The sequence below is a fragment of the Pleomorphomonas koreensis DSM 23070 genome, assembly GCF_000425185.1.
In the GTDB taxonomy this organism is placed as follows: Bacteria; Pseudomonadota; Alphaproteobacteria; order Rhizobiales; family Pleomorphomonadaceae; genus Pleomorphomonas; species Pleomorphomonas koreensis.
In genome coordinates, this window is the sequence record NZ_AULH01000001.1 from 183262 (window position 1) to 199761 (window position 16500).

The window sequence follows — 16500 nt, forward strand, 5'->3', positions numbered from 1 at the left end:
GGAACCCCCGATGGAACTCGACATCCGCAATCTCGTGAAGACCTTCGGCACGACGCCTGCCCTCCACGGCGTCGACCTCCGGGTCGAATCGGGCGAGCTTCTGGCGCTGCTCGGTCCCTCCGGCTCGGGCAAGACGACGCTCTTGCGCTGCGTCGCCGGCCTCGAAATCCCGTCCTCCGGCCAGATCCTGTTCGGCGGCGACGACGCCAGCTTCAAGAGCGTGCAGGAGCGGCAGATCGGCTTCGTCTTCCAGCACTATGCCCTCTTCAAGCACCTCAGCATCGCCGACAACATCTCCTACGGCCTGAGGGTGCGGCCGCGCCGCCGCCGGCCGACCGACGCGGCGATCAGGGCGCGGGTGGAGGAACTCCTGGAGCTGATCCAGCTTCCCGGCTACGGCGGCCGCTACCCGAGCCAATTGTCCGGCGGCCAGCGCCAGCGGGTGGCGCTGGCCCGGGCGCTGGCCGTCGAGCCGCGCGTGCTGCTGCTCGACGAGCCGTTCGGCGCGCTCGACGCCAAGGTGCGCAAGGAACTGCGCCTCTGGCTGAGGGCGTTCCACGACCGCACCGGCCACACCACGCTGTTCGTCACCCACGACCAGGAGGAGGCACTCGACCTCGCCGACCGCGTCGTCGTCATGAACGCCGGCAAGGTCGAGCAGGTCGGCTCGCCCGAGGAAATCTACGACCGGCCGGCGACGCCCTTCGTCTTCGACTTCATCGGCGAGTCGGTGCGCCTCGACATCCGCATCGACAAGGGCCGGCCCTTCGTCGGCCAGCAGCAGGTGTCGATCCCCAAACTGCCGCCGCTGCTGTTCGACGGGCCGGCCAGGCTCTACGTCCGGCCCGAGCACGTCGCCTTCCGCCGCGACGGCGAGGGCCTGTGGGCGACGGTGGTGTCGCTGCACCGCTCGGGCTCGTCGCGCCGCGTCGGCTTCCGCGCCGACGGCAGCGAAGCGCTGATCGAGGCGCTGACGCCGGCCGACCGCGAGCCGCCGCGCATCGGCGACCGTGCGGCGCTGGAGATCCGGGCGGCGGGGCTGTTCGCCGGCTGAGACAATATGGAGAGCATTGCCACTCTTCGCAACCGGTGATACCAGTTACAATCGGAAACATCACCGATGCGCACGGCGCGCATGAAGTGCGGAGGGGAGCTCATGCGTTTGTTTTTTGCCGCGGCGGCGCTGCTGTCGCTGGTTAACGTCGTCCATGCCGAAGATCTCGCCTTCGATGTCCGATCCGGGCAGACCGGCGTCAAGGAAATGTACATTTACATGGGCAACTGCGTTTCGGCCGGCCAGTTCAGGACCAAGGTCCTGAAGGAACCGGCGCACGGCACGCTGGTCGTCCGCCGCGAGACTTTCATCGCCAACGAACCTCCCTGCCAGGGGCGGAAGTTCGTCGGCACGAAGTTCTACTACACGTCGGCCAAGGGCTTCCGCGGCACCGATCATCTGTCGGTCAACCTCGGCTATCCCATCGACAGCTCCGAATTGCAATATTCCTACACCACCTACGACGTGACGCTGAACGTCCGCTGATCAGGTGCCGCGCGGCTTGGCCCGCCGGGTCGGTTCGGCGGCAATCGGATCGTCCGGCCAGGGGTGCTTGGGATAGCGGCCCCTGAGGTCTTTCGCCACCTCCTTCCACGAGCCGCGCCAGAAGCCGGGAAGGTCCCTGGTGGTCTGGATTGGCCGGTGGGCGGGCGAGGTCAGCACCAGCGTCAGCGGCACCCGGCCGCCGGCGATCGCCGGATGGCGGTCGAGGCCGAACAGTTCCTGCACGCGGATCTCGACGGCCGGGCCGCCGTCGGCGGCGTAGTCGATCGGCAGACGGCTGCCGGTCGGCGCCTCGAAATGGCTGGGCATCAGCCGGTCCATCTCCTGACGGAGGCCGAAGGGGATGAGCCGGTCGAGGGCGGCGCCGAGCAGTGCTGCGTCGATGTCGTCGAGCCGCGTCAGCCCCTCGGCGAAGGGGGCGAGCCAGTCGTCGAGCGTTTCGGCAAGCGCGGCGTCGGTGAGGTCCGGCCAGGGTTCGCCCACCGTGCGCTGAAGGAAGCCGGCGCGCTCTCTCAGCCGCCGCTGCTCCTTGGACCAGCCGAGCCTGTCGACGCCGGTCTTGCGGATGCCGGACAGCAGCGCGGCAACCGTTTCTGGTCCGGCCGGCGCGGCGATCGGTTCCTCGGCCAGCCTGACGGCGCCCAGCCGGCGGACGCGGCGGGCGCGCACGGCGCGGGCCGCCGGATCGTAGAGCACCGTGGTCTCGGCGACGACATGGCCGGCAAACAGCGCCTCGATCTCGTCGCGGGAGATGGCGGCGGCCAGCCGGATGCGCGCCCGCTCGGCCTTGCCGGCCAGATCGGCCACGACGATGTAGTCCTCCCTGGCCAGCCGGTCGTGATCCTCGACCAGGCCGCCGCGGCCGCTGGCGAGGCGAAAGGCACCGGCTGCCCCGCGCGCCTCGGCGATGCGGTCGGGATAGGCCAGCGCCAGGATGGCACCGGGCGACAGCGGATCGGCCGCCGCCGTGCCGCCCGAGAGCTTCGCCCATTTCGCCGCCATGGCGCGGGCGTCGGTCGCCCGCAGGCTGCGATCGGAACGGAAGCGGGCGAGGCGGTCGGCAAGATCGGTGGCGTCGCCGCCGAGCCCCTGCTCGGTCAGGATGGCCGCGATGTCGGCTGCGTCACGACCGGCGCCGAGTTCGGCTGCCCGGCGGATCATGTGGGCAAGGCGCGGCGGCAGCGGCAGCCGGGCGAGCGCCCGGCCCTCGGCGGTGATGCGGCCGCTGTCGTCGAGGGCGTCGAGCGCCTTGAGGAGAAGGACCGCCTCGTCCCAGGCCGGTTTGGGCGGCGGGTCGAGGAAGGCGAGGGCGACGGGGTCCTTGACGCCGACGGCGGCGAGGTCGAGCACCAGCTGGGAAAGATCGGCCTCGAGGATTTCCGGCGTCGAATAGGCTTGCAGCGCCGCCGTCTGCCCTTCGCCCCACAGGCGCCAGCAGACGCCCGGCTCGGTGCGGCCGGCGCGGCCGCGCCGCTGGTCGGCCGAGGCACGCGACACCCGCACCGTCTCGAGCCGGGTCAGGCCGGTGTCCGGCTCGTATTTCGGCACGCGGGCGAGACCGCCGTCGATGACCAGCCGCACGCCGTCGATGGTCAGCGACGTCTCGGCGATGGCGGTGGCCAGCACCACCTTGTGCTCCGGCGGCCGGCAGGGGCGGATGGCGAGGTCCTGCTCGGCGTTCGAGAGAGCGCCGTAGAGCGGCGCCAGCCGCACGCCGGCCGGCAGGCGGCCGTCGAGCCGCTCGGCGACGCGGCGGATTTCCGCCTGCCCCGGCAGGAACACCAGCGCCGAGCCCGCTTCCTCGCGGAGCGCGCTGAGCGTCACCGCGGCCACCTGGTCCTCGAAGCGCAGGAGCGGGTCACGGTCGACGTGCCGCGTCTCCACCGGGAAGGCGCGGCCGGCACTCTCGATCACCGGCGCGTTGCCGAGGAGGGCCGCCACCCGGCCGCCGTCGAGCGTGGCGCTCATCACCAGGATGCGCAGGTCGTCGCGGAGCGCCGCGCCGTCGAGGGTCAGCGCGAGGCCGAGGTCGCCGTCGAGCGAGCGCTCGTGAAACTCATCGAACAGCACCGCCGACACGCCGTCAAGCGAGGGATCGTCGACCACCATGCGGGTGAAGACGCCCTCGGTGACCACCTCGATCACCGTCTTCGCCGACACCTTCGCATCCATGCGGACGCGGTAGCCGACCGTGCCGCCCACCGCGTCGCCGAGACTGGTGGCCATGCGCGCCGCGGCGGCGCGGGCGGCGATGCGGCGCGGCTCGACGACGATCAGCCTGCCCCGACGCCACGGCGCATCGAGGAGGGCGAGCGGCACCCGCGTCGTCTTGCCGGCGCCCGGCGCGGCGGTGAGCACGAGACGCGGGTTGGCGTCGAGCGAGGCCCGGATGTCGCCGAGCACCGCGTCGATGGGCAGCGGCGGGGAAAAGCGGCCCGGCGTCGCCGTCAACGCAACGCCCTGAGCACCGCCGAATCGGGCCAGCCGTCGGCCGGCAGGCCGGCCTGCAACTGGAAGCCGCGCACCGCTTCGCGCGTCCGCTGGCCGAGCTTGCCGTCCTTGGGGCCGGCGTCGAAGCCTCTCGCGGCGAGCGCGCCCTGGATGAAGGCGATGTCGGACGCGCCGAGCGCCTCCACCTTGCCGTTGCCGGCGCCGACCGGCGGCGCGCCGGAAAGGCGCGTGGCGAAATAGGCGGCGGTCGTCGAATAGACCAGCGATTCGTTCCAGCCGAGATACACGTCGAAATTGTGATAAGCGAGGAAGGCCGGCCCGAAGCGGCCCATCGGCAGATAGAGCGCGGCGAGGCCGTTGGGGATGGTGCCATGGGCCGGCCGGACACCCATTGCCTGCCAGTCGCCGGCCGGCTTCTTGATCGGCAGGTCGGCCTGGTCCCAGGGCAGGTTGGCGGGAATGTCGACCTCGACCAGCCAAGGCTGGCCCGGCGCCCAGCCGAGCGACTGGAGATAGTTGGCGGTCGAGGCCAGCACGTCGGGGGCGCTCTTGATCAGGTTGCGGCGGCCGTCGCCGTCGAAGTCGACGGCGTAGCGGAGATAGTTGGACGGCAGGAACTGCGTCTGGCCGAGTTCGCCGGCCCAGGCGCCCTTCATCTCGGACGGCGCGAGGTCGCCGCGTGCCACGATCCGGATGGCGTCGCCGAGTTCGGTCTGGAACATGGCGGGACGGCGGCAGTCGTAGGCGAGCGTTGCCAGCGACTGGATGGTTGGGAAATCGCCGGTGTTGGCGCCGAAATCGCTTTCGAGGCCCCAGACGGCGACGATCACCTCGGCCGGCACGCCGTATTGCGCCTCGATGCGGGCGAACAGGCTGGCGTTGGCCTTGATCTTCTGCGCCCCCACCGTCAGGCGGTTCTTGTTGACCATGCGGCCGGCGAATTCGGTGAAGGTCTGCGAGAACACGCCCTGTCCCCGGTCCTTCCTGATCACCGCCGGATCGAAGGCGACGCCGGAGAGCGAAGACCGTACCGCATCGGCCGGCAGGCCGGCGTCGGTCAGCGTCTTGGCGTAGCCGGCGAGCCAGGCGCCGAAGCCGTCGCCCTTGGCGCTGCAGGAGGCGGCGAGGCCGGGCGTGGCGAAGGCGGGCAGGCCGGCGAGCAACGCCGCGAGGATGGAAACGGACGACCGCATCGATACAATCTCCTGTAGCACTGAAACCAAGGGGTGTGGATCATAGCGGCATTCGCCGGCCGCCGACAGGTGTCAGTCGAGGCTTTCCGTCCCGGCTCTCTTGCGCCGGCGTCCGCCCGCCAGCATCAGGCCGGCGACGATGATCACCGCCGCGCCGACCAGCATCGACGGCCGCGGCCGGTCGCCGAACACCAGCCAGCCGAACAGGATCGCCCAGAGCAGCAGTGAATACTGGATCGGCGCCACCACGGCGGCCGACGCCAGCTTCAGCGAGCGGGCGATGGAGAGGTGCGCCACCATGGCGACGATGCCGAGGGCGGCCAGCATCATGAGGTCGGCCGGTCCCGGCGTCACCCAGCCGAACGGGGCGAGCACGGCGCCGACGACCAGCGCCCCCGCCGTCTGCCAGAACACCAGCACCCGGTCGGGCGTGCCGCGCAACTGGCGGCTCTGCACCACCATCATGGCGTAGGAGAGCGAGCCGCCGATGGAGAACAGCGATGCCCATGTGAGGCTGCCCGATCCCGGCTGCAGCACGAAGACCACGCCGGCAAAGCCGACGGCGATGGCCAGCCACTGGCGGCCGCCCACCCGCTCGCCGAGCAGGAACGGCGACACGGCGGCAATGTAGATCGGACCGGCGAGATAGAAGGTCATGACGTCGGCGAGCGGCAGGAAGCGGACCGCCGCGTAGAAGAACACCAGCTCCGCCGTGGCCAGCACGACGCGCGACAACTGCGTGCCCGGTCGTTCCAGCCGGACAAGCGCCGGCGCGCCGCCCCGGGCGAGAAGGGGCGCCAGCAGGGCGAGGGCGGCGAGCGAGCGAATCAGCACGATCTCGCCGGCCGGGAAGGTGCCGGCCAGCCACTTGCCCATGATGTCGTTGACGGCGAACAGGAAATCGCCGAACAACATCATGAAGATGCCGAGGCCGACGGTGGAGCGGGCAGGGATGGCGGACACGGACGGCTCCGGCGGGACGAGGCTGGCGCCTCGATAGCCGATCCGCGGCGCCTTGGCGAGGCGGACGCCGGCTTGGCCGTTTTTCCGCTTGGCCGGGCGAGGGCGGCGAGGCTAACCTCGCGCCAGTTGCAGCGGTTCCGGAGACGAGATGCGGAAGCTCGATATTCTTCTCTACACGCGCGCTTCCGGCGGCGGCGGCGCCGAGCGCGTCTGGTCGATCCTGGCGGCCGGCCTGGCGGCGCGCGGCCACCGCGTCGTCTTCGCCTTCGATGGGAGGGTGCCGGGCATCCCGATCGATCCGGCCGTCGAGGCGATCGACGTCGGCGCCCGTCACGGCGCCGCCGTGCTGAAGCTCGCCCGCCTGCTGCGCCGGCGGCGCTTCGACGTCATCGCCGCCGCCGTGTCGGTCTCCTGCGTCAAGCTGGCGCTCGCCAAGGCACTGGCGCCGACGCGGGCGCCGCTCGTCGTCTCCTATCACGGTTTCGAGGAATACAAGACTGGCCGCCTGTCGGCCGCCGCCTACTATGGCCTGCCGCTGCTGCGCCTGGTGGCCAGCCGCTTCGTCGGCGTCTCCGACGGCATCGTCGAGGCGCTGGTCAGCCGCTGGCACGCGCCGGCGGCCCGCACGGAACGCATCTACAATCCGGTGCCGCTGCTCCCCGCCGCCACGGCGGATGAGATCGCCGCCCGGCCGCCGGTGGTCGGCGCCGTCGGCCGGCTGTCGCGCGAGAAGGGCATGGATGTGCTGATCGACGCCTTTGCCCGCCTGACGACGCCGGATGTCCGTCTCGTCATCGGCGGCGACGGGCCGGAGCGCGACACTCTCGTCCGGCAGGCAGCCGAACTTGGTGTGACGGATCGCCTGCGCTTCCTGGGGCGCGTCGCCTCGGCGGCCGAGGTCTACGGTCTGGCGCGCGTCGCCGCCGTGCCGTCGCGCACCGAGGCCTTCGGCATGACCACGGTGGAGGCGCTGTCGGCCGGCCTCAAGGTGGTGGCCAGCGATTGCGCCGGTTCTAAGGAGATCCTGGCCGGTTACGCCGGCGAACTGGTGCCGGTCGGCGACGCCGCCGCGCTGGCCGCGGCGCTCGACAAGGCGCTGGCGGCCCCGCCCGATCCCGCGCCCGGCGTCGGCCGGGCGCGGGATTTCTCGGCCGAGGCCGGCATCGATCAGTGGGAGCGGCTGTTCGCCGGGCTGGCCGGGCCGGGCTGACGGGCAGCCGTGCCGGTGCGCCCGAGCGCAACGTGCCGCTCGAACAGCTTCGGCATCTGCACCGCCACCGAATAGGGCGTCACCTTGGCGCGGATCGCCTCCGGATCGAGCTTGCCGGCGAAGATGTCGGCGGCAAGACGGGCGAATCCCTCGGCCATCTGCTCGGCGGCCGCCTCGCGATCCTCCGGCCGTTCGACCAGGAAGCCGGAGACGCCGGACTCGATCAGCGGGTCGTATTGCGGCAGGCGGATGGCGCCGACCGGCCGGCCGCTCGACAGCGCCTCCAGGAGATAGCAGGGCATGCCCTCGAAATAGGAGGTGAGGATGCCGGCGTGGCAATCGCGCATGATCGCCGACACGCCGTCGCCGGTCTGGAAGCCGTGGCGGATGGTGAACGCCTCGACGCCGGCGAACTCCTTGTCGCGGTAGGGGTCGGAGGTGCCGACATAGTGGAATTCGAGTTTGCCGCCGAGCTTGCCGTGGAGGCGCCTCAGCGTCTCGAACATCAGCGGCGGGTCCTTGAAGGCGTCGAGCCGGCCGGCGAACACCACGCGGAACACGTCGGTCGCCGGGAAGGGCGCCGCCGGGAAGCGCTCGGTGTCGACCGAGACGGTCATGAACTCCGATTTCCGGGCGATCCTCGGCATCTCCCGCTCGTAGCGGGCGATGATGTTGGGATTGACGCCGACCACGCGGGTCGCGAGGTTCAAGGCGATCGCCTCGTTGAGGCGGTAGAGCCACCAGTAGCGGGCGAGGATGGTGTCCATCTTGTCGCCCTTGCTGCCCTCGCCATGCACGAGCTGCACCACCGGATGGCCGATCAGCCGGGCGGGAATCGCCAGCTCGAAGCGCTCGATCTCGGTCGAGGCGGTGTCGCCGGCCGCAAGGCGGCGGATGGTGAGGAGATGCCGGATCACGCCGAGCGTGAAGCGCAGCGTCACCGACTGGAGAACCGTCTTGGCGGCGGCGTGGATGGTGTCGCCGGGGATATGCACCACCGGCAGGAAGTCGACGCGGCGGCCATCGAACTCGACGGGCACCGGCTTGCCGATTTCGAGATCGCCGCGCTCGTCCATGCCGACGAGCAGCACCGACACGTCGGCCGGGTGGCGCGACAGCATCAGCCGCACGTGCGTCTCGATGCCGCCCACCTTGCCGCCGCGCGGATCGATCGTGTGGAGGATGGTGATGCGATGGGCCATCGGTCGGGTTACTCCTGGCTCGGCTGGTCGGTCTGGTCGCTGGTCGGGCGCGTCGGCCGCCGTCGGCCCAGAAGCTCGCGTACGTTGTAGCGCATGAGATACAATGCCGAAAGCGCGTAGCGCCCGGCGAGACGGCGCGGATTGTGCAGGAGCCGCCACAGCCACTCAAGGCCAGCCGCCTGGAACAGGCTTGGCGCGCGGGCCTGGCTGCCGCCGATGAAGTCGAGCGCCGCGCCGATGCAGACGAAGGTGACGTCCGGCGCCCAGCGGCGGGCGAATTCGGCGAAGATCTCCTGCTTGGGCGCGCCGAGGGCCACGAAGCAGATGCGGGCGCCGCTCGCCGCGATGCGCTCGGCGGCGGCGCGGGCTTCGGTGCCGATCGGACTGAAGCCGAAGGGCGGGCTTTCGAGGCCGGCGATGACCAGACGCGGGTTTTCGCGGCGGAGCACGACCTCGGTCCCGGCGAGGGTTTCCGGGCTGGTGCCGAAGAAATGCACCGGCAGGCGGGCGAGCGCCGCCGCCGCGCACAGCGGCCGCACCAGGTCGGCGCCGGTGACGCGGACGATGTCGGCCCCCTGCCGCCGGGCCAGCGCCACCACCGGCGCGCCGTCGGCCGACACGTAGGTGGCGCGGTCGTAGGCGTTGCGGAAGGCCGGATCGCGCTCGAGCTTGACGAGGTGGTCGAGATTGAGCGTGAACACCGTGCCGCCGCGCCCGGTCAGCGCGTCGAAGGTGACGAGGTGGACGAGGTCGGCCTGATGGCCGATGTTGACGCGCGCCGCGTCGATGACGGCGATCGGCCCGGGGGTGCGACCGGCGGTATCGGCAGGGGCGGGAGCTTCGGCCGGCACCGGCCGATCGTGGAACAGACCTGACATTGGCGACCTTCCGGCGCGCGACGCGCCATCCCGACGCCGGAGGCGCGCGATGGACCACGAAGGTCCCATCCCCGCCTCCCAGCGAATTGACTGTCGGGGGAGAGCCGTCCCTGAAGGCCGCTCTCCTCCTTGGCAGCCAATCTAGACCGGGTGCCGTTCAGCCCCGATTGATCCGATTCTTCAAATTGTAATGAAATGCCGATTTGTTTTGCACGGACAGCACTCCCGCCTCTCAGTCGAGGCGCAGGAGGCGTTCGACGAGCGCCGCGCGGTCGGCGGCGGCCAGCGCGTTCCAGCGGGCGACGTTGGTCCGCCCCGCCGCGGCGGCGTGGGCGAAGGCGTCCTCGGCGGTGAGCCGGGCGGCGATCGCCGCCGCGGCGGCGCCCGGCGCCGCCGGGTCGATGTGGAGGCCGGAGCCGGCCAGCACTTCGTGGAACACCGGGGCATCAGGGGCGACGACCGGCAGGCCGGCGTGCTGCGCTTCGATGAGCGGCAGGCCGAGGCCCTCGTCGAAGCTGGTGGAGATCAGCGCGTGCGCCCGGCCGAGCGCCGCCCGGACGCCGGCCTCGTCGAGATAGCCTGTGAGCGTCACACCCGGCAGCCCGGCGAGGCGCTTCGCCTCGCCGCCCCAGCCGACGCGGCCGACGATTTCGAGGCTGGCGTCGAAGCCGTGCGCCTGTCGCAGCGCGGCGACGATCGTTGCGGCGGCAATGAGGTTCTTGCGCGGCTCGACGGTGGAGAGCGCCATCAGGCGGAGCGGGCCGCCGGGAGCGGGCGGTTGGCGCATCGGCAGGCCGGCGGCGCCGAATATGTCGCGCACCGGCGGCCGGCACAGGCTGATATCGGCGTCGGCCCGGCAGAAGCGCCTGAGTTCGCGCGCCGTCGCCTCGGAATTGGCGATCAGCCAGGGCAGGCGGACGACCGCGTAGCGGAAGGCCGGCGCCATGTAGAGGCGGGCGCGCCAGTTGAGGTCCTGCGGCCGGGTGATCAGGAAGCAATCGTGGACGTAAGGCACCACGCGGCGGCCGGCCAACGCCACCAGCAGCATGGACGGCGGAAAGCCGGGGCAGAGGACGATCGACCGGCGGTCGACGGCCAGACGGGCCGGCAGCCCGAACTGCTGCGTCGCCAGCATGCTGAGGGTCGAGCCGCCACCGGCCAGCGTCAGCGTCAGCGGCGCCAGCGCGTCGCCGGAGAACAGTTCGAGGGTGATGCGCTCGAGACCGGTGATGGCCCGCCCGAGATGGGAGTGGTCGACGATGAGGCGCGGCGACATGCCGCTCACGCCCGTTCGGCGACGGCAAGGCGCTCGGCACGCTCCCGGACCAGCACCAGGCCGGTGAAGGCCGGCAGGGCGCCGGCCAGATCGCGGACCATCTCCGCCGCCTCGGCATCGTCCTCGACCACCGCATCGGCGACGATCAGCACGGCGTCGGCGCGGGCGAGCAGCGACTCGAACAACTCGGGCGAGCGGCGGTGGCCGCAGTTGACGACGATACGGCCGAAGTCGCGGGCGAGCTTGCCGACGAAGCCGGCGACGCGGCCGGCGTTGCCGGCGATGTCGGCCGCCGCCTCGGGGCCGCCGACACCGATCAGCGTAACGTCCGGTCCGCCTTCGCAGATGGCGATATCGCCCGCCGCGGCGGCGCCGGCGATGACGTCGATGACGCCGGGCATCGGTCCCTCTACATAGGCGCGATGAAGCGGCAGCTCGTCCCAGGCGGCGTCGACCAGCAGCACGCCGTCCGGCGTCGGCACGCGAGCGAGGCCGAAGGCGATGGCGGCGGCGGCCGGGCCGTCGTCGGCGCCGATGAGCAGCACCAGCCGCGATGCGCCGGCCGTGGCGTCGAGGACGCGGGCGAGCTGGGCGAAGGCGGCGGCCGACGCCGGTGTGCCGTCGTCGTCGGTGACGGCGCTCCTGAGGACGGCGCGCGGCGGGCGGGCGACCGGCCAGCCACGATGGTCGCGGGTCACCGAGCGGGTCGACAGCATGATTTCGGCGAGCACCGGCGGCGCCTCGGCTTCGGCTTCTTCCTCCACCTCTTCCCCGGCTTCGGGCTCGATCTCGGGCGCGTCGTCGGTTTCTTCTTCGGGCTCGGCTCCAAGCTCGGCATCGTCCCCGGCCACGAGCGGCATGGGCTCGTCGAAGACGACATCCCCGCCGGCATCCGGCCCGGCAAGCTCGTCGGCCTCGGAAACGAGAGGCGCCGCCGGCGCCTCGGCGTCCTCGTCATAGTCCGGCAGGTAGCGGCGGCCGCGATAGATGGCGACGGAGAGCGACAGGCCGAGCCCGGCGATGCCGGCCAGCGCCAGGATGATGGTGCGGCGCGGCGAATAGGGAAAGAGCGGCACGTCGGCCGGGGCGATGACGCGGGCGTCCGACACCTGCGTGTTGGCCTGCAGGGTGATTTCCTCGGTGCGCGCCACGTAGGTCTTGTACATGTCGGCCCTGAGCGACGCCTCGTTCTCCAGTTCGCGCAGCTCGATGGTCCGCTCGCTGGTGTCGGTGACCACGGCGCTGGCGTCGTCGAGCGCCTTGCGCGCCGCCGCCTCGGCCGCCGCCGCCACCTGGTATTCGGCGTCGGTACTCGCCGACAGCGTCTTCAGCTCGCCCTCGATCTGGGCGTCGGCGCGGGCGAGGTCGCCGCGTGCCGCCACCATGCGCGGATGGCTGGGGCCGAGGTCCTGCGCCAGCTCGCCCACCGTGCGGGCGGCCAGCGCCCGCTCGATCTTGAGGCGGCTCAGCACCGTCGAATCGATGCCGGACAGCGCCGCGTCCGAACCGCTGGCCCGCGCCGCAGCGATCTTGTCGCGACGGGCCTTGGCGTCCTGGGTGCGCAGGCGGGCGGCGACATAGGCGTCGTTGAGCTGGCGCAGCGTGTCCTCGTCCACCGAGCGGCCGTTGGCGGTGAGGATGCCGTGCTCGCGGCGATAGGTTTCCAGCTTTTCCTGGGCGGCGCGCGCCTTGGCGCGGAGATCGTCGAGCTGGCGGTTGATCAGGCTGCTCGCCTCGCGCACCGCCGCCGCCTTCACGTCCACCTGATTGGCGACGAAGGCATCGGCGAGCGCCTCGGCAATGCGCGCCGAGCGGTCGGCCGAGCGGCTGCGCACGGAAATGTCGAGCACGTAGGTCTGGTCGGCGCGCGCCACCGCAGTCGCCCGGCTGAGCGCCCTCAGCGTCTCGTCGCGGCTGCCGCCGAATTCCTCGTCCCGTTCGAGGCCGAGCTTGTCGATCACCGACGACAGGATGGCCGCCGAGGTGACGACGCTGGCCTGGGTGTCGATCCAGACGGCGTCCACGCCCTGGAGGGGCTGGGAGAGGCCGGGGCCGGCCACCTGCTTGTCGCGCGGGTCGAGCAGCACGCGGGCCGTCGATTCCCAGACCTTGGGCGCGAAGGTGGCATAGGCGAAGCCGACGCCGAGGAACAGGAGGGTGACGCCGGCGATCAGCAGCCACTGGCGCGAGAGGATCGCCACGAGCAGGCCGAGGTCGACCTCGCCCCGCGGCCGGGAGACCGGCCGGCGCGCCTCATCGGCCAGCACGGCCGACCTGGCGATGTCCCTGTCGTCGGATGTAAGGAGGCCGTTCAAGTCGCGTCCCGCCCTTGTTTGCAGCTTGTTAACTATGAGAGGACGCGCTTAAGGAAACGTGAACGCTGTCGCTCGAAATAGAGCCTTCGACCCGGCCCGCGAGACCGCCGGTTAACCCCGCCGCCACGACGATCTCTTCAGAGATTTTCCAAGGTGGTCCGTCGGGCCGCCTCTGGTCGGGGGATCGACACGGCATGGCCGTCCGGGCATTGCAGCTTCCGCTTTCCTATCGCGCCGGCGCCGGTTCGGGCCTGGTGCTCGACGCCCGTCCGTTCGCCGTCGGCCTGACCTTCCTCGCCGTCCTCGCGCTGTTCCTCTTGTCCGGACAGATGCTGAGCCTCATCGGCATCCCCTATGACGGCAAGGGCGGCAGCCAGCTCCTGAAGATCCACCCGGCCACCTATCTGGCCGTGCTGTCGCTCGTCGCCTGGGTCGCCGCCGGCGGCGGCGTCACCGCCTTCCTCGGCCGGAGCTGGCGCGAAAGCCCCGGCCTGCTCGTCCTGCTGCTGGCCATCGGCCTGCTGGCCTTCCAGGTGATCTTCGTTCAGAAGACGCCGCTGTCGCAGATCGCCGACAACTTCGTGCTGACCGCCTGCCTGTTCGTCGGGCTCACCCGCCTCGGGGCCGGCGAGATGCGGCGTCTCGCCCTGGTCGTGCAGGCCATCCTCGTCGTCAACAGCTTCCTGGGCTATGCCGAGGTGCTGGGCGGCTTCCGTCTGACGCCGCTCTACGTCAACGGCGCGCTGCTCGACTGGGACTGGCGGGCGACGGCGCTGCTCGGCCACCCGCTGATGAACGCCATGACCACGGCGGTCTGCCTCGTCTCGCTGGCGCTCGGCGCCGGCCCGTTCGGCCGGCGGACCCGCCTCGCGCTGGTGCTGTTCCACTTCGGCGCGCTGTTCTTTTTCGGCGGCCGCACCGCCATCGTGCTGTCCGCCGCCACGCTCCTGGCCATCGCCGCCCTGTCGGGCGCCCGCCTGCTGCTCGGCCGACGCTTTCCGCTGGCCGGCGCGGCGGCGGCGGTGCTCGTCGCCACGCTGCTGGTGGTCGGCGTCGTGCTGATCGTCGACGGCGGCCTGATCGACCGCCTCATCCGCCGCTTCATCGACGACGACGGCAGCGCCATGGCGCGCGTCGCCATGCTGTCGGTCTTCCGCGGCATGTCCTGGCCGGAGGTGGTGTTCGGGCCGGACGTCGCCACCGTCATGGCGATGCTGCCGAAGATTGGCACGCCGCTGGCCATCGAGAGCGCCTATGTCGGCTTCGTCGCCTATTACGGCGGCTTCGTTACCCTGTTCTTCCTGATGGGCCTTGCCGCTTTCATCAGCGAGTTGTTCCGCCGCTTCGGCACCGCCTCGCTGGTGCCGCTCGGCATCTACTTGCTGATGTCGACGACGACATCGTCCTTCTCCACCAAGTCGCTGGAACTCGGTCTCCTGGTCGTCGTCGTCATGACGGCCTTCGCCTCTCGTCCGCAATCCTCCAGGGGGCCGTCGCCATCGTGCTGATCCGCCAGACCATCCTCTACCTGCCGGCGCAATTCCTGTCGCCGGTCGCCCAGTTCCTGTCGATGATGATCTGGACGTGGTGGCTGTCGCCGGCGGAGATGTCCACCTTCGTGCTGGTCACCTCGACGCAGGAACTCGCCTACATGGTGAGCCGGTCGTGGTTCTCCTTCTACACGCTGCGCTTCCTGCCGCCGGCCGAGGACGCGGCCGGCCGCCGCCGCTACCTCCAGACCGAGACGACGCTGATCGGCCTGCTGACGCTGCCCGAGCTTCTGGCCGCCGCTCTCTCCATGCACTTCTTCGACGGCCGCGGCGACCCGGTGCTGGTCTTCCTGACCATCGCCGCCTACTACGTGACGCGCGGCCTCAACAACCATTACGGCGAGCGGGCGCGGGCGCAGGACAGGATCTTCGCCTATACGCTGCTACTCACCGCCGGACCGGTCGGCGGCCTCGTCGCCGGCATCGCCTCTACCGAGATGTTCGGCGCCTCGGCCGGCGAACTGCTGCTCGCCTACGCCGCCATGCAGGCGCTCGGCACCGCCGTCGCCTTGCCGATGATCGGCGCCAGCCTCCGGACGGTCCGTCTCGACGTCGCCATCCTGAAGGACGCCATCCTGAACGGCGGCCCCATGCTGGTGATCAACGGCATCGGCTGGTTCGGCGAGAACGGCATCCGCTACGTCGTCGAGCAGATCGGCGGCGCCACCGCCTTCGGCCTGATGGCGGTCGGCTGGGGCCTCGGCCGCCGCTCGGCCTCGGTCGCTTCGATGCTGGTCGCCGTCGCCGCCTTCCCGATCGCCGCCCGGCTGATCAACGCCGGCGACCGCGAGGCGGCGCTCGAACAACTGAAGATGAACGCCGCCCTGCTCACCGCCGTGCTGCTGCCGTCGGTGGTCGGCCTCTGGCTGGTCACCGACATCCTGGTCGACCTCGCCGTCGCCGAGACCTACCGCGACGTGACGCGCTCCATCCTGGGCCTCGCCGCCTTCGGCGGCATGGTGCGCGCCTACCACGCCCACGCCACCGGCCAGATGCTGACGCTCGACCGCCGCTACGGCCTGCTGGTCGCCATCGGCCTGTTCGAGATCGTCGCCACCACCGGCCTCGCCGTGGTCGGCTTCCGCATGAACTACCTGGTCGGCGTGGCGGTGGGCGCGCTCGTCGCCTCCGGCCTGACGCTGGCGCTGTCGGCCGCCGTCGCCATCCGGCTCTGCGGCTTCCGCTTCCCGGCCGCCGACACGGCGCGGATCGCCGTGGCGACGCTGGTCATGGGGCTCGCCGTCCATGCCGTCGACTGGCCGCACACCGCCCTTGGTCTTGTGGGCGCCATGCTCACCGGCGGCCTTTTCTATGTCGCCGCGCTCGCCGCCGTCTATTATAGGCGCCTGCCGCCGCTCTACGGCCGGCTCACCGAGAAACCGTCCCGGACGCCATCATGACCTTCATCTCCCAGGAATTCCTCGACGACCTCTTGGCGCAGGAAGAGCGTCTGCAGTTCCCCGCCTTCGACAACGAGACGGCGCTGGCCCTCGGCCTCCATCTGGTGGAGCTTGGCCGCGCCCGCCGCCTGCCGATCACCGTCGACGTCCGGCGGGCCGGCCAGCAGCTGTTCCACGCCGCGCTTGCCGGCACCAGCCCCGACAACGACGAATGGGTGGTCCGCAAGAGCGCCGTGGTCATGCGTTTCGGCCACTCCTCCTACTACATGGGCCGGCGGTCGGCGCTGAAGGACGTGCCCTTCCATGAGGCGATGCTGGTCGACCCGCGCGAATACGCCGCCCACGGCGGCTCCTTCCCGATCCGGGTGATCGGCACCGGCCTCGTCGGCACGGTCACCGTGTCGGGCCTGCCGCAGCACGAGGACCACGCGCTGGTGGTCGAGGCGCTCGACAGCTTCCTGGCCGGCCGGGCCTCGGCCGCCCCGCCCCGATAATCTGCCGCCA

At 71.2% G+C, this 16500-nt stretch carries 13 protein-coding genes; 6 read left to right on the plus strand and 7 right to left on the minus strand.

Annotated elements, in window-relative coordinates:
• Window positions 1–10: 10 nt before the first annotated feature.
• Window positions 11–1054 (plus strand): sulfate/molybdate ABC transporter ATP-binding protein, encoded by a 1044-nt coding sequence (locus H512_RS22000; RefSeq protein ID WP_053239438.1) that lies wholly within the window; start codon window positions 11–13, stop codon window positions 1052–1054.
• A gap of 102 nt (window positions 1055–1156) precedes the next feature.
• Entirely contained in the window at window positions 1157–1540 is a 384-nt protein-coding gene (locus tag H512_RS0100795) for a hypothetical protein (RefSeq protein WP_026781906.1), read from the plus strand.
• Here the strand turns inward: H512_RS0100795 and hrpB are convergent, their stop codons facing one another.
• From hrpB to H512_RS0100810, 3 genes are all read right to left on the minus strand, one after another.
• The gene (gene hrpB, locus H512_RS0100800) at window positions 1541–4009 is read right to left on the minus strand and encodes an ATP-dependent helicase HrpB (protein ID WP_026781907.1); all 2469 of its coding nucleotides are present in this window, start codon (window positions 4007–4009) and stop codon (window positions 1541–1543) included.
• Window positions 4006–5202: a lytic murein transglycosylase gene (locus tag H512_RS0100805; protein WP_026781908.1), complete on the minus strand. Its 1197-nt coding sequence runs from the start codon at window positions 5200–5202 to the stop codon at window positions 4006–4008. The genes hrpB and H512_RS0100805 overlap by 4 nt, the downstream gene beginning before the upstream one ends.
• A gap of 72 nt (window positions 5203–5274) precedes the next feature.
• Complete coding sequence (locus H512_RS0100810; RefSeq protein WP_245585325.1) at window positions 5275–6165, minus strand: DMT family transporter; 891 nt, start codon at window positions 6163–6165, stop codon at window positions 5275–5277.
• 148 nt (window positions 6166–6313) lie between these two features.
• Here H512_RS0100810 and H512_RS0100815 point away from each other — a divergent pair, with 148 nt between their 5' ends.
• On the plus strand, window positions 6314–7375 hold the full coding sequence (locus H512_RS0100815) for a glycosyltransferase (protein ID WP_026781910.1): 1062 nt from the start codon (window positions 6314–6316) through the stop codon (window positions 7373–7375).
• Here the strand turns inward: H512_RS0100815 and H512_RS22005 are convergent.
• From H512_RS22005 to H512_RS0100835, 4 genes are all read right to left on the minus strand, one after another.
• The gene (locus tag H512_RS22005) at window positions 7333–8577 is read right to left on the minus strand and encodes a glycosyltransferase family 4 protein (RefSeq protein WP_053239439.1); all 1245 of its coding nucleotides are present in this window, start codon (window positions 8575–8577) and stop codon (window positions 7333–7335) included. The two genes, H512_RS0100815 and H512_RS22005, sit on opposite strands and share 43 nt — an antisense overlap.
• An 8-nt stretch (window positions 8578–8585) precedes the next feature.
• Window positions 8586–9455 (minus strand): WecB/TagA/CpsF family glycosyltransferase, encoded by an 870-nt coding sequence (locus tag H512_RS22010; RefSeq protein ID WP_084798231.1) that lies wholly within the window; start codon window positions 9453–9455, stop codon window positions 8586–8588.
• A 232-nt stretch (window positions 9456–9687) separates the two neighbouring features.
• A complete protein-coding gene (locus H512_RS22015; RefSeq protein WP_053239485.1) occupies window positions 9688–10731 on the minus strand; it encodes a glycosyltransferase in 1044 nt (347 codons plus the stop codon).
• A 5-nt stretch (window positions 10732–10736) separates the two neighbouring features.
• Window positions 10737–13046, minus strand: a complete 2310-nt coding sequence (locus H512_RS0100835) for a GumC family protein (protein WP_026781911.1) — start codon at window positions 13044–13046, stop codon at window positions 10737–10739.
• A 194-nt stretch (window positions 13047–13240) separates the two neighbouring features.
• On the opposite strand from H512_RS0100835, the gene H512_RS0100840 reads away from it, so the two are divergent.
• The 3 genes from H512_RS0100840 to H512_RS0100850 are packed head-to-tail and all read left to right on the plus strand — an operon-like array spanning window position 13241 to window position 16490.
• Window positions 13241–14554 carry a VpsF family polysaccharide biosynthesis protein gene (locus tag H512_RS0100840; RefSeq protein ID WP_026781912.1) on the plus strand — a complete coding sequence of 438 codons (1314 nt, stop codon included), beginning with the start codon at window positions 13241–13243 and terminating at the stop codon, window positions 14552–14554.
• Complete coding sequence (locus H512_RS0100845) at window positions 14548–15996, plus strand: lipopolysaccharide biosynthesis protein (protein ID WP_026781913.1); 1449 nt, start codon at window positions 14548–14550, stop codon at window positions 15994–15996. Before H512_RS0100840 ends, H512_RS0100845 begins: the two co-directional genes overlap by 7 nt.
• Window positions 15993–16490 carry a heme-degrading domain-containing protein gene (locus H512_RS0100850; RefSeq protein WP_026781914.1) on the plus strand — a complete coding sequence of 166 codons (498 nt, stop codon included), beginning with the start codon at window positions 15993–15995 and terminating at the stop codon, window positions 16488–16490. The genes H512_RS0100845 and H512_RS0100850 overlap by 4 nt, the downstream gene beginning before the upstream one ends.
• Window positions 16491–16500: the final 10 nt, after the last annotated feature.